Raw genomic sequence first — 12618 nt, 5'->3', positions numbered from 1 at the left:
GATGGAAACCGTGATGCAGACCTCCACCGCTAACAGGGTTCGCTCCGTTCGGCCCGTCGGAACCCGTGCCGTTCTGGCTGAGTTGGACGGCCTGCAGGACGTGCTCGCCCTGCAGGACATGCTCTACAAGTCCCCGCTTCCCGGCCAGGTTGATGTTCTCGCCGCCGCGGAAACGGTCATGGTGGTGGGTGAATCCGCCGCCGCGACCCGGGCCATAGGTTTGCGGCTCCTGGAGCTGGAGCTCATTGCCCCGGAAGTCACCGACTCCGGTTTGGTGGTCATCGACACCGTGTACGACGGCGACGACCTCGCCGATGTCGCGGAGCTGACCGGACTGGGCGTGGACGGCGTAGTCGCCGCGCACACGGGCCAGATCTGGACCGTTGCTTTCGCTGGCTTCGCGCCCGGTTTCGGCTACATGGTGGGCGAAAACGAAGCCCTCACAGTTCCTCGCCGTTCTTCCCCGCGCACAGCCGTTCCCGCCGGATCCGTTGCTCTAGGTGGTCAGTACTCAGCCGTTTACCCTCGCCGTTCACCGGGCGGTTGGCAGCTGATAGGCCGAACGGGCGCACGGATGTGGGATCTGGACCGCGCGCAGCCAGCCTTGGTTCGCCCCGGCGACCGGGTTCAGTACCGGGCCGTCCGCGACGTTGTGACCACTGGAGCCTCGGTGGCGCGCGAACCCGAAACGGAGCACCACCCTGAGTCCGGACTGAGGATTCTCAACCCGGGTGCACAGAGCCTCATCCAGGACCTCGGCCGTCGAGGCTTTGGTCCGTTGGGTGTCTCTGCCGCTGGTGCCCTGGACCGGGCGTCGCTGCGACGGGCAAACCGGTTGGTTGGCAATAACTCCTCGGTGGCCGCCATTGAGACCGTCAATGGCGGGCTCACGGTTGAGGCCATCGGCGACCAGGTGATTGCCGTGGCAGGTGCGCCGACCACCCTGACCGTGCAGTCGCCGTCGTTGACTGAGTCCGAAGAGTCCGACGACGACTCCAAGCCGGGCGCGCAGCGGACCGTTCCGATGGCTACAGCTTTCGCGCTGCTCGACGGAGAAGTGCTCACCTTGGGTGCTCCCGAGTCCGGATTCCGAAACTACGTGGCAGTCCGTGGCGGAGTGGACGTTCCTGAGGTTCTGGGCAGCCGCTCGGCGGACACGATGTCAGGGATTGGACCGGCTCCACTTGCCCTCGGGCAGGAGCTCCCTATCGGCGAGGCCACGGTATCCACCGCAGTTGGCAGCCCCGAACTGCAACCGGATTTCCCCGGCGCCGGAGTCACGGTATTGGACGTAGTTCCAGGGCCACGTGCCGACTGGTTCGACCAGGAAGCCCTGGATTCGTTGTGCAGCCAGGAATGGTTGGTCACGCCGCAGTCGAACAGGGTGGGCATGCGCTTGGACGGCGCACCGCTTCATAGAACCCGCGAAGGTGAGCTCCCCAGCGAAGGGACCATGGCCGGTGCACTCCAGATCCCGCCGGCGGGGCTGCCCGTGTTGTTCCTTGCGGACCACCCCATCACTGGCGGCTATCCGGTAATCGGAGTGGTTCGCGATGAACACCTGGACCGTGCCGCCCAAGTCCCCATTGGCGGGCGTATCCGCTTCCGGTTCGTACCGGATTCACCGGACGTCACCACACCCTTCACCAAGACCCCAGAGAAGTGAGTATTTGATGCGCAAGGTCCTGATCGCGAACCGCGGCGAAATCGCAGTCCGCGTCGCCCGAGCCTGCGACGACGCCGGCATTGCCTCGGTGGCCGTTTACGCCGACATTGACGCCGATGCCATGCATGTTGGCGCTGCCGACGAAGCCTACAGCCTGGACGGAAACTCGCCCGCTGACACGTACTTGAACATCGGGAAGCTGCTCGCCGTTGCTGCGCAGTCCGGTGCGGACGCCGTCCACCCCGGATACGGCTTCCTGTCGGAGAATGCCGAGTTCGCGCAGGCAGTGCTCGACGCCGGACTTGAGTGGATCGGTCCCTCGCCGGAGTCGATCCGTCAGTTGGGAAACAAGATCACCGCCCGCGAGATCGCCGTCCGCGCCGGAGCGCCTCTCGTTGCCGGTAGCGACGGACCTGTTTCCTCGGCCGCAGAAGCACGGGCCTTTGCCGAGGAACACGGCCTCCCCATGGCCATCAAGGCTGCCTTCGGCGGTGGTGGTCGCGGTCTGAAGGTGGTCCGCGAACTCGCCGAGGTAGAGGAAGCTTTCGACTCGGCAGTTCGTGAGGCTGTGGCCGCATTCGGTCGAGGCGAGTGCTTCGTCGAACAGTACCTGGACCGGCCCCGGCACGTAGAAGCCCAGATCATCGCGGATGTCCATGGCAACGTGGTTGTAGTGGGAACGCGTGACTGTTCCCTGCAGCGTCGACACCAAAAACTCGTAGAAGAGGCTCCCGCGCCCTTCCTGAGCGACTCCCAGCGCCAGCAGGTCTATGACGGCTCCAAGGCAATCGTCCGCGAAGCCGGATACTACGGCGCTGGAACGGTGGAGTTCCTGGTCTCAGCGGATGGCGCCGTGGCCTTCCTGGAGGTCAACACACGCCTCCAGGTTGAGCACCCCATCACGGAGGAAACCGCCGGAATCGACCTTGTGCAGGAGCAGTTCCGGATCGCGGCCGGGTTGCCGCTGAGCATCACCGAGGATCCCACCCCACGTGGGCACTCCTTCGAATTCCGTATCAACGCCGAAGACGTAGGCCGCGGATTCCTGCCCTCACCGGGAACCGTGGCTTCCTTCGAATCACCCACCGGTCCGGGCATCCGCTTGGACACCGGCGTGCGTTCGGGTTCGTTCGTCGCCCCGCAGTTCGACTCCCTGCTGGCCAAGCTCATCGTCACTGGAGCGGACCGACAGCAGGCACTCCGCCGTGCGCGCCGTGCCCTCGCCGAAATCAACATCACGGGTTTGCCCACAGTCTTGCCATTCCACCGGGCGGTCCTGGAGTCCGAGGATTTCACCTCCGTTGCCGGCCTGAACGTTCACACGCGATGGATCGAAACCGACTTCGCCGACCAGATCCCTGTGGACCCCGAGTACAACGTGGTGGCCCCGGAGGGAGAACGGCGAACCATCACCATCGACGTCGACGGCAAACGGCTGGCTGTTGGCCTTCCAGCAGACCTGCTGGACGGCTGGGCACGCTCCGGGCAGGGCATCCCCGCTGCCTCCGACGTGACGGGCCTGCCGGACTCCGGTACGGGCGACTCTCCCGCAGAATCGGCACTCGTCTCGAGCATGTCCGGCACCGTGGTCAAGTGGCTCGTCGAACCTGGCACTGACGTGGCCGCCGGGGATCCTTTGGTGGTCCTGGAAGCCATGAAGATGGAAACCCAAGTGTCAGCGCACCGTACCGGAACGCTCTCCGAGGTCCTGTCGGCGCCGGGCGGGGTTGTCACGGCCGGCGCCGTGCTGGCTCACATCGAGTAGCCGCTACGACGTAACGGCAACGCCCAGCACGCTGTCCAACAAGCTGTTGCGGAACTTACCCGAGGGGTCGTTGGCCTGGACCAGCGCCCGGAAGTCCTCGAATCGTGGGTAGAGCGCGGCGAAGTCATACTGGCCGGGTGTGAAGAGCTTTCCCCAGTGCGGGCGGGCTCCGAACGGCCGCAGGGCTTCCTCAAGTTCGGGGAGTACCGCTTCAACCTCAGGCTGCAACGGTTTCCACGTGAAGTGGAGGGCGACACTTTGCTGCTCGTAGAAAGGGCTGAGCCAGAATTCGTCGGCGGCTATCGTGCGGATTTCGGAGATGAACAGCAGCGGCGCCAGCTTCTCGGAGAGTCCGCGAACTGCCTGCAATGCTGCGGGCGCCTGATCCAGGGGCAAGAGGAACTCGCTCTGCAGCTCCTCGCCGTTGCTCGGCGTAAATTCGTGGCGGAAGTGCGGCAAACGGTCCAGCCACTTTCCAGCGACGTCCAGCTGCTCGGTGCAGTTCTCTGCAGACATATCCGGCAAGGGGTGCATCGCAGTCGTCGCAGCTGTCGCCCCAAAAAGGTCCGGCAAGGGAGCCTCGGTATCCAGTGCCTTGAGCCAGACCTGCGGGATGGTGTCGCCAGTGTAGTCGGTGAAGAAGCTGACGCTGTAAGCACTGGAAGCGATGCCCTGGAAGTTCGTCAAAGCACTCTCCCACGACAAACCCGTGAGCACGCGCTGCCGGACCTCGAAGCTCGGCCGGACCGCCAGCTCCAGCCCCGTCACGATGCCCAGGGCTCCCACGCCCACCACGCTGGCGAGGAATTCGTCGTCGTCCGCTGTGAGCGTCACCAGCTCGCCGGAGGCGCGCACCAGGTCAATACCCACGACGGCGGCTGCCAAGGAGGGATTGTTGACTCCACTGCCGTGCGTGCCGGTTTGAATGGCACCAGCGACTGAGATGTGGGGGAGTGAAGCGAGGTTGTGGATGGCGAAGCCCTGTTCATCGAGGGCGCGGCCCAGGGCTCCGTAACTGATGCCGCCGCTGACCTTGACTGTGCCCTTAGCGGCGTCCACTACAAGCGACTGCGGCAGGGCGTCGAGGAGGATGTGGATGCCATCGGTGTCGGCCACAGTGTTGAAGGAGTGCCGGGAACCGAGCGCCTTGACCCGCGTTGCGCTTGCTACCAGCTCCTGCAACTCCGCTACCGACGTTGGGCGGTGGACTTCCGCGGACGAGTACTCAAGGTTTCCTGCCCAGTTCTTCATCGAATGATCTTCCCGCTCGGATACTTAGTGGCTCCCGTAATTGTTAAGGTTCACAACTAATTCCGTCAAGGGGTGTCCACGCCATTGCGGCTAGAGTTCAAGAAACCCGCTGTCTATCAGGAGTGCCACGTGAGCAAGGGATCCAAGCCCACCATCCGGGACGTAGCGAAGGCGGCTGAGGTCTCGCTGACCACCGTCTCCTACGTGCTTTCCGGTCGGCACGGTGGAACCACTCGGATCAGCCAGCCCACGCAGGACCGCGTCCTGGCTGCGGTGAAGGAACTGGGCTATGTACCCAATCAGGCGGCCCGGGGGATGCGCCGGGGCAAGACGGACGTGGTGGCCGTTGCCATCGGAAACCTCGACTGGCCATGGGACAGGGCCCTCGCCACTGCGGCGGCCCGGATCCTCCCTGAGCACGGGTATCAGCCGGTGATCCTGCTTGGTGATGACTGGCGGACGTTCATGATGTCCGGGGGCGCCGACGGCGTCATAATCGGCTACTTCCCGGAGGCAAAGTCCGAGGATGAAACCGTCACGGAGCTCGCCCGCCGCGGCGTTGCCCAAGTGGTGATCTCGGGAACCATGAAGCCTGCTGGCTTCGATGTACTGGCGCCGGAGGCTGACGCCGGGCTCAAGGAGTGCATGGACTTCCTCACCGCGTCCCATCGCAGGATCGCCTGCATCCGGAGGGCAGACCCGGCCGGCCGTCCCAAGAGCCGCTTCGCCGCCTACGCAGCCGGCCTGCAGAAGGCAGGCATCCCGCTCGATGAGTCATTGGTCAGAACGTCGGAGCACCGACCGGCCACCGCCTATCAGTCAGCGATGGAGTTGCTCCAGCTACCGGACCGGCCCACAGCCATCCTTTGCACGGACGACATGGAGGCGTTGCAGGCCATTCGCGCGGCCTATCGCCTGGGCCTTCGTGTACCCGAGGACGTCCAGATTGTCGGCGTCGGGAACTCTACCGAGGGCCAGGACTACGATCCTGCGCTGACAACAGTGGGCCCGGTCCCGATCTTTGAGCAGGTAGTCCGTATGCTGCTCGATCGCCTGGCGGGGACCACTCCGACGGAGGGCATCCGGATTGCATCGCCGTGGAAGTTGCACCACCGGGGAACCACGCAGCGCTAGGCGTTAGTCCTTGAGCGGGCGGCGAGCAAGCCAGGCCGCAACGATGGCACCCGAGATGTTGTGCCACAACGAGAACACGGCGGACGGCAGGGCTGCCAGGGGACTGAAGTGCGCCGTGGCCAGCGTCGCAGCGAGACCGGAGTTCTGCATGCCAACTTCGAACGCGAGGGCACGGCGCGCCTTGTCGTCCAGGCGGCCGAGTTTGCCGGCCAGGTAGCCCAGGCCCAGGCCGAAGCCGTTGTGGAGGACCACTGCCAGGAACACGATGGCACCAGCGGCCACGATCTTGCTGGCGCTGCCGGCCACAACAATGGCCACGATCAGCGAAATTACGACGGCGGATGCCCACGGAAGTGCCGGAAGAACCTTCGCGACGAGTTTCGAAAGGAACAGCCGCGCCAGCAAGCCGGCGATCACCGGAAGCAACACTGTCTTCACGATGTCCATCACCATGGCGCCGGCATCGATGTGCAGGAAGGAACCAGCCAGGAAGAGTGTCAATGCGGGGGTCACGATGGGTGCGATCAGCGTGGAAACCGAGGCAACGGCAACGGACAGGGCTACGTCGCCCTTGGCCAGGAATGCCATCACGTTCGATGCAGTGCCGGACGGTGCGCAACCCACAAGGATGAGCCCGACAGCCAGTTCCGGAGGCAACTGCAGGAGTACGGCAATGAGCCACCCTGCGCCGGGCATGATGACGTAGTGAGCCACGATGCCCAGAGCTACGGCCCACGGGCGGCGGGCCACCGAGGCGAAGTCAGGCGGGGTGAGCGTAAGGCCCATGCAGAACATGATGATGCCGAGCAGGTACGGGACTGCAACGCCCATCGGTTTGAACAGATCCGGAACCAGGAATCCCAGGACGCCGGCAGCAACCACCAGAAGCGGGAAGACCGTGACGGCAATGCGCGCAATCTTGGCTTCAGCGGCAAGCGCGGCATTCACTGGCGCAGCAGATTCTTCGGTTTTCGACGGTGTATTGGTTGCCTCAAGCATTCATCCATGCTCACACCTCGCCCGCGACGCGAACGAATTCTTTACTTGCAGGGGAGCGTATATGTCAGATGACCGCTGTTTGGCACCCAACTGAGTCGCAGTTAACGCCGTCTTGAGCGCTCAGAACGACGTTAACTGCGACTCAGTTGGGTAGGGCGAGGTCAGGAGTTGAGCTTGCCGGCCAGTCGCTCGCGCATTCGGACGCTGGCTTCGTTGAGCCCGATGAACTCCACTTCGCGCCCGTGATTCCGGTACTTCTCCGTGACTGAATCGAGTACGGCGACAGTGGATGCGTCCCAGATATGGGAGCCGTGCAGGTCGATGATCACCCGATCTATGCCTTCTGAGGAATCCTTCGCATAGTCGAACTGGGTATAGAGGTCGTTGGACGAAGCAAAGAAGAGTTCACCGTCAACGGTGTACGTGGCCACGTTCTGTCCATTGAGTTCCAGCTCTGTCCGCTCGACGGTCGCGAAGTGCGCCACCCGGCGCGCAAACAGCACCATAGCGGTCACGACGCCGACGCCGACACCCACCGCCAGATTGTGCGTTGCCACCACTGCGGCGACAGTAATCAGCATGACAGCCGTCTCAGACTTCGGCAGGCGCTTGAGCGTGGAAGGCCGGATGGAGTGCCAGTCAAAGGTGATCAGGGAAACGAAGATCATCACGGCTACCAGGGCGGCCATGGGGATCATGCCCACAACGTCTCCCAGAACCACCACCAGGATGAGCAGGAACACCCCGGCAAGGAACGTCGAGAGCCGGCTCCGCGCACCTGAGCCCTTCACGTTGATCATGGTTTGACCAATTACCGCGCAACCACCCAAACCGCCCAGGAAACCGGTGACGATGTTGGCAGCACCTTGGCCCCAGGACACGCGCGTCTTGTTGGAACGGGTATCCGTGATGTCGTCCACCAGTTTGGCGGTCATGAGGGACTCCAGCAGGCCCACCAGCGCCATCGACAACGCGAAGGGCGCGATGATCTGGAACGTCTCCAGGTTCAGGGGAACGTTTGGCAGGAAGAAGCCGGGCAGGCTGTCCGGGAGTTCACCCTTGTCGCTGACGGTCGGAACGTCGATGCCACCCAGCGCAGTCACCAACGTGATGGCCACGATCGCCACCAAGGGTGCGGGGATGGCGGTGGTCAGACGGGGCAGCCCGAAAACGATGACAAGACCAACAATGACAATCGGATACACCATCCACGGCACGTTGAAGAGCTCGGGCATCTGGGACATGAACACCAGGATGGCCAGCGCGTTCACGAAGCCGATCATCACGGACCGCGGGATAAACCGCATCAGTTTGGTGACGCCAAGGACGGCCAGGATGATCTGGAAGACGCCCGCCAGGATGATCGTGGCGATCAGGTAGTCGAGTCCGTGCTCTTTCATCACGGGAGCGATCACCAACGCGACAGCACCCGTGGCCGCGGAGATCATGGCTGGCCGGCCGCCAACCAAGGCAGTGACTACTCCCATGGTGAAGGAAGCGAAGAGGCCTATCCGCGGGTCCACCCCGGCAATCACCGAGAATGCGATGGCCTCCGGGATGAGCGCCAAAGCCACTACTAGTCCCGCGAGGGATTCCGTCAGAAGGCGGCGGGGTGAGCGGAAAGTCGCCCGCAGTGACATGAGTTGCTCGGGAGTCATGGGTCCTTAGAGTGCAGTCTGGCGGTATCGCTCAATCTGCTTAAGACGCCGCTGGAGGCTGTCGCGCCGCGGGTGCGGAACGACGTCGGGCGCCTCAGCGGTGAGATCAACGTGTTCGGTTCCGTACTGCCACAGCAGGAGGTCATCCAGGAGGCGGTCGGGACCGGGGGAGTATCGGTGGTCCAGGGCCTTGCGGACCTCGGTGATCCGGTTGGCGCTGAGCAACCCGGCAAGCTCCACGGTCTTGGTGAGTCCGTGGGCGGCGAGCAGCTCGGCAGCCCATCCCCAGTCGTCATCAACTTTACGGTCAACGTGCGGCAGCAGCGTACGCCAGACGTCACGAACCCGGTTGGGCGTCAGCGGTGAGCCGCCCTCGCCCTCCAGGTCCCAATAGCTGCGGACTTCCTCGTACCGCTCGTGAAGGTCGGCGAAAGCGCTCTCCACGGTCTCCAGCATGGCCGCTGTTGCAGTGAACTGGCGGTCAAAGTGCGGCGTCCAAGCACGAGGATCTTCGGCCTTGAAGCGGATGTCGTGCTCGATCTCGCTCCAGGCGTGGGCAAATACAGTACGGATCTGGCATTCGAAGAAGTAACTGCCGTTGGCAGGCATGTCCGGGTTGAACGCCTGCTGGTATTCCTTGACAGCCTCGTTTTGGATAGTGCGCAGAATGAGATGCCGGCTGGAGTACCCGTACGTGCCCGACTCGATGGAGCCAATGTCCTTCTCGCGGTCGCCACGGCAATCGAAGAGCTGGCGCTGGCGCTTGATGATGTTGGCAACGGCCGCGTTTTCCGCCGGGAGTTTGGTGATGACGCGGATGCCCACCATGTCGTTCAACGTGCGGAAGGGGTCCGGGAACTTCAGTACCCGGGGACCGCCGGGCTCCAGCGGATCATCAGTGCGGGAAATCTTTTCCCGGAAAGACTCCACCGTTTTGGTCCGTCCCGTGACGAACAAGGGAGTGACCTCGGCGTCATTCAGCATGTCCCTCAAGGTCAGCAGGACATCACGCGTGACCCGCTTCAGGGCAGGGCGGACACGCTCATAGAGCGCCACGTTCGCGTCTACTGCGTCGCGCTGATCCTGGTCCAGGCTGTCCCAATTGCTTGCCATGCCCCCAGCTTACGGGGCGGGTCCGACACTGAACCGAGCCACTCGCCGTCGGGGTGCCTCTAGCCAAACTTCCGAATCGTCACGATAGGCTCAGTACAAAGGAGGGCGCAATGTTGCGGCACAAGTACAGCTACGGCGAACACCCCAGCCAATGGGGCGAACTCTTCATACCTGAACCGTCCAACGGAAACCATCGCGGCGCGTCTGCGCTGGCCGGTGGAATCGCTGTTGTGATCCATGGCGGCTACTGGCGCTCACAGTACGGCGCGGAGCTCGGCGAGCCTCTTGCGCGGGACCTCGCAGCCCACGGCATTACCGCCTGGAACCTCGAGTACCGGCGGGCCGGCAACGGGGGTGGTTGGCCGCATACTTTCGAGGACATCCTGGCCGGAATCGACCATTTGTCCACCATTGCCGGCGATCACGATCTCCAGCTCGGCAAAGTCGTAGCCCTGGGTCACTCAGCCGGCGGCCACCTGGCTGTCTGGGCCGCGGGCCGGCAAAGGCTATCGGATATTGGAACGCCCGACGCCGACCGCCAGCTCCAACGCAGCCCGGAGGATAACGCCGTGCACCTGACCGGCGTTGTCAGCCAGTCCGGCCTCCTGAATCTCGCCGCTGCGGAGAAGCTGAACCTGAGCAACGGCGCCGTCTGCAACCTCATGGGCGGGGATTCCCATAGATTCCCCAAACGGCATAAATATGCGGACCCCATGAGTTCCCTGCCGCTCGACGTCCCGATATATGCCGTCCACGCCACGGACGACGAAGACGTCCCCGCCAGCCAGTCGGAGGCATACGTAGCCGCGGCTACGGCGGCCGGAAGTGCTGCCCAGCTCTTGCGTGTCCCTGGGGACCATTTTGACCTGATCGATCCCAAGGCCGTCGCTTACAAGAAGTGCCGCGAACTGGTGCAGCGACTGCTCTCGTAATCTGTGGTTCGCGAGGGCCGGCTCTGGCAGAGTTGTCCCATGCTGACAGTCATTGGTGAGGCCCTGGTCGACGTCGTTCAACGCCCTTCGGGAATCGAGGCGCACGTTGGTGGGAGCCCGCTCAACGTTGCCGTCGGATTGGCGCGGTTGGACCACCCGGTGCAGTTCATCGGTCGCTATGGCCGCGACGCCTACGGTGATTCCGTGGCCGCCCACCTGCGCTCAAGCTCAGTGATGGTGCCGCTTCCGCCGGACGAGAAGCCCACCAGTGTGGCCACCGCGCAGATCGACGACGACGGCGCCGCCACCTACGTGTTCGACCTCGCCTGGGAACTGCCCGACCTCGCCGCACGTTTGCCGCTGATGCTGCAGGGCGCCACTTTGCTTCACACAGGTTCCATTGCCACCGCTTTGGAGCCGGGCGCCGCAGACGTGCTTGCCGCCGTCGAGCACGCCCACCCGAGCAGCACCATCAGCTTCGATCCCAACTGCCGTCCCAGCATCATCACGGACGTTGAGTACGCGCGGGCGCAGGCCGAGCGCTTCGTGGTGCTGTCCGACGTCGTGAAGGCCTCCGATGAGGATCTTGAATGGCTGTATCCCGATGTTGATCCGACGGAGTCTGCGCGTCGTTGGCTCTCCTTGGGTGGCGAAGAAGGCCCTGCAGTGGTGGTGGTGACCCGCGGTTCACATGGTCCGTGGGGCGTCACGAGGGCAGGCGAAACACAGATTCCGGCGCCTTCGGTGAACGTCGTGGACACGGTAGGTGCGGGAGATTCGTTTATGGCAGGGCTGTTGTCCGCAATTGTGGACCATGGGCTGGATGGAGCACAGAACCGCGGCGCCCTGAGGGCCATGCCGGCGGAAACCCTGGCGTCGATCATGGATCACGCTGCCCGTGCGGCCGCTGTCACGGTCTCGCGGGCGGGAGCAAACCCGCCCACGCGGGCCGAGATCAACCACGGGGCAGCTTGAGCGGAGTCGGCTAGGAGGCCCCGTGACCAGCGGCCACTTCCTCGCCTGCCTTCACCGGCCCTGGCGGAGTGCCGTTTCCAAACGGACTTCCGCCGAGGGATTCCCGTCCATGGGCCGTCAGCCACCCGGAAAGATCCGGCCCTGCCGGGACGATCTGCGTGGGATTGATGTCCTCGTGGACGATGTAGTAGTGCTGTTTGATCTGCACGAAGTCGATGGTGTCCCCGAAGCCGGGCGTCTGGAACAAGTCCCGGGCGTAGGCCCATAGTGCCGGCATTTCGCTGAGCTTGTTCCGGTTGCACTTGAAGTGCCCGTGGTAGACGGCGTCAAAGCGCGCCAAGGTGGTGAAGAGCCGGACGTCAGCCTCGGTGATGGAGTCACCCACGAGGTATCTCTGCCCGGTCAGCCGCTCCTCGAGCCAGTCCAACGCGTTCCAGAGCCGGGTATAGGCGGCATCATAGGCTTCCTGCGATCCAGCGAAGCCGCACCTGTAGACGCCGTTGTTGACCTCGGTGAACACGCGTTTGTTGACGAGGTCGATCTCCTCACGCAGGTGCTCCGGATACAGCTGAGGCGCACCCGGACGGTGGAACTCCGTCCATTCCGTGGAGAAGTCCAGCGTGATCTGGGGGAAGTTGTTGGTCACCACTTCGCCGCTGCGGACGTCCACGAGGGCCGGAACCGTGATGCCGCGCGGGTACTTCGGAAATCGTTGGAAGAATGCTTCCTGCAGCCGTTCGATGCCCAGTATGGGGTCTTTGCCATCCGGGTCCAGATCAAAGCTCCAGGACCGGGCGTCGTGCGTGGGACCGGGTTGACCGAGGCTGATGACGTCCTCCAGTCCGAGCAGCCTGCGGACGATGACAGTTCGGTTTGCCCACGGGCAAGCCCGAGCCGCTATCAGCCGGTACCGCCCGGGCTCCACGGGCCAGCCTGGTTCACCGTTGGGTCCAGGAGTGCCATGACGGGTGATGCGGTCCTCGATGTAATTCGTGTCCCGGGTGAACTCGCCGCCGGTGACGTACGCGCCGCGTGTGCTGTGTTCTTCTCCTGTGGCCTTCTCACTCATTTCTTCAGCCTATGCTCCGGGGGTGGCGTTTCATGGGGTTTCAATCGCGCTCGATC

10 protein-coding genes are annotated in these 12618 nt (G+C 63.7%); 5 read left to right on the top strand and 5 right to left on the bottom strand.

The annotated features are described in order from the left end of the window. The first annotated feature begins 1 nt into the window (after window position 1). Window positions 2–1666, top strand: a complete 1665-nt coding sequence (locus tag GVL04_RS04535) for a 5-oxoprolinase/urea amidolyase family protein (protein WP_159700211.1) — start codon at window positions 2–4, stop codon at window positions 1664–1666. Window positions 1667–1673: 7 nt separating this feature from the next. Next, the gene (locus tag GVL04_RS04530) at window positions 1674–3431 is read left to right on the top strand and encodes a biotin carboxylase N-terminal domain-containing protein (protein WP_159700208.1); all 1758 of its coding nucleotides are present in this window, start codon (window positions 1674–1676) and stop codon (window positions 3429–3431) included. Between the two features lie 3 nt (window positions 3432–3434). On the opposite strand, the gene GVL04_RS04525 is transcribed toward GVL04_RS04530, so the two are convergent. Continuing rightward, window positions 3435–4682 carry a D-arabinono-1,4-lactone oxidase gene (locus tag GVL04_RS04525; protein ID WP_159700205.1) on the bottom strand — a complete coding sequence of 416 codons (1248 nt, stop codon included), beginning with the start codon at window positions 4680–4682 and terminating at the stop codon, window positions 3435–3437. A gap of 129 nt (window positions 4683–4811) precedes the next feature. On the opposite strand from GVL04_RS04525, the gene GVL04_RS04520 reads away from it, so the two are divergent. After that, window positions 4812–5816 (top strand): LacI family DNA-binding transcriptional regulator, encoded by a 1005-nt coding sequence (locus GVL04_RS04520; protein WP_159700202.1) that lies wholly within the window; start codon window positions 4812–4814, stop codon window positions 5814–5816. Window positions 5817–5819: 3 nt separating this feature from the next. On the opposite strand, the gene GVL04_RS04515 is transcribed toward GVL04_RS04520, so the two are convergent. The 3 genes from GVL04_RS04515 to GVL04_RS04505 all read right to left on the bottom strand — a co-directional run bounded on the left by GVL04_RS04515 (window position 5820) and on the right by GVL04_RS04505 (window position 9586). Next, window positions 5820–6815 (bottom strand): bile acid:sodium symporter family protein, encoded by a 996-nt coding sequence (locus GVL04_RS04515; protein ID WP_159700199.1) that lies wholly within the window; start codon window positions 6813–6815, stop codon window positions 5820–5822. Window positions 6816–6976: 161 nt separating this feature from the next. Next, window positions 6977–8473, bottom strand: a complete 1497-nt coding sequence (locus tag GVL04_RS04510) for a SulP family inorganic anion transporter (RefSeq protein WP_159700196.1) — start codon at window positions 8471–8473, stop codon at window positions 6977–6979. 6 nt (window positions 8474–8479) lie between these two features. Continuing rightward, the gene (locus GVL04_RS04505; protein ID WP_159700193.1) at window positions 8480–9586 is read right to left on the bottom strand and encodes a GTP pyrophosphokinase family protein; all 1107 of its coding nucleotides are present in this window, start codon (window positions 9584–9586) and stop codon (window positions 8480–8482) included. A gap of 110 nt (window positions 9587–9696) precedes the next feature. Here GVL04_RS04505 and GVL04_RS04500 point away from each other — a divergent pair, with 110 nt between their 5' ends. Continuing rightward, a complete protein-coding gene (locus GVL04_RS04500; protein WP_159700190.1) occupies window positions 9697–10518 on the top strand; it encodes an alpha/beta hydrolase in 822 nt (273 codons plus the stop codon). 39 nt (window positions 10519–10557) lie between these two features. Further along, on the top strand, window positions 10558–11493 hold the full coding sequence (locus tag GVL04_RS04495) for a carbohydrate kinase (RefSeq protein ID WP_159700187.1): 936 nt from the start codon (window positions 10558–10560) through the stop codon (window positions 11491–11493). Window positions 11494–11503: 10 nt separating this feature from the next. On the opposite strand, the gene GVL04_RS04490 is transcribed toward GVL04_RS04495, so the two are convergent. Beyond that, the gene (locus tag GVL04_RS04490) at window positions 11504–12562 is read right to left on the bottom strand and encodes a glutathione S-transferase family protein (RefSeq protein WP_159700185.1); all 1059 of its coding nucleotides are present in this window, start codon (window positions 12560–12562) and stop codon (window positions 11504–11506) included. Window positions 12563–12618: the final 56 nt, after the last annotated feature.

Source organism: Arthrobacter sp. 18067 (assembly GCF_902706295.1).
GTDB lineage: Bacteria > Actinomycetota > Actinomycetes > Actinomycetales > Micrococcaceae > Arthrobacter.
Note: the sequence above shows the minus strand (reverse complement) of the source record. Positions and strands in the feature narration are given on the sequence as shown.

Bases quoted from the DNA above. Each gene is read 5' to 3' on its own strand.
- GVL04_RS04535 (WP_159700211.1), top strand. From the start codon at position 2: ATGGAAACCGTGATGCAGACCTCCACCGCTAACAGGGTTCGCTCCGTT.
- GVL04_RS04530 (WP_159700208.1), top strand. From the start codon at position 1,674: ATGCGCAAGGTCCTGATCGCGAACCGCGGCGAAATCGCAGTCCGCGTC.
- GVL04_RS04525 (WP_159700205.1), bottom strand. From the start codon at position 4,682: ATGAAGAACTGGGCAGGAAACCTTGAGTACTCGTCCGCGGAAGTCCAC.
- GVL04_RS04515 (WP_159700199.1), bottom strand. From the start codon at position 6,815: ATGCTTGAGGCAACCAATACACCGTCGAAAACCGAAGAATCTGCTGCG.
- GVL04_RS04510 (WP_159700196.1), bottom strand. From the start codon at position 8,473: ATGACTCCCGAGCAACTCATGTCACTGCGGGCGACTTTCCGCTCACCC.
- GVL04_RS04505 (WP_159700193.1), bottom strand. From the start codon at position 9,586: ATGGCAAGCAATTGGGACAGCCTGGACCAGGATCAGCGCGACGCAGTA.
- GVL04_RS04500 (WP_159700190.1), top strand. From the start codon at position 9,697: ATGTTGCGGCACAAGTACAGCTACGGCGAACACCCCAGCCAATGGGGC.
- GVL04_RS04495 (WP_159700187.1), top strand. From the start codon at position 10,558: ATGCTGACAGTCATTGGTGAGGCCCTGGTCGACGTCGTTCAACGCCCT.
- GVL04_RS04490 (WP_159700185.1), bottom strand. From the start codon at position 12,562: ATGAGTGAGAAGGCCACAGGAGAAGAACACAGCACACGCGGCGCGTAC.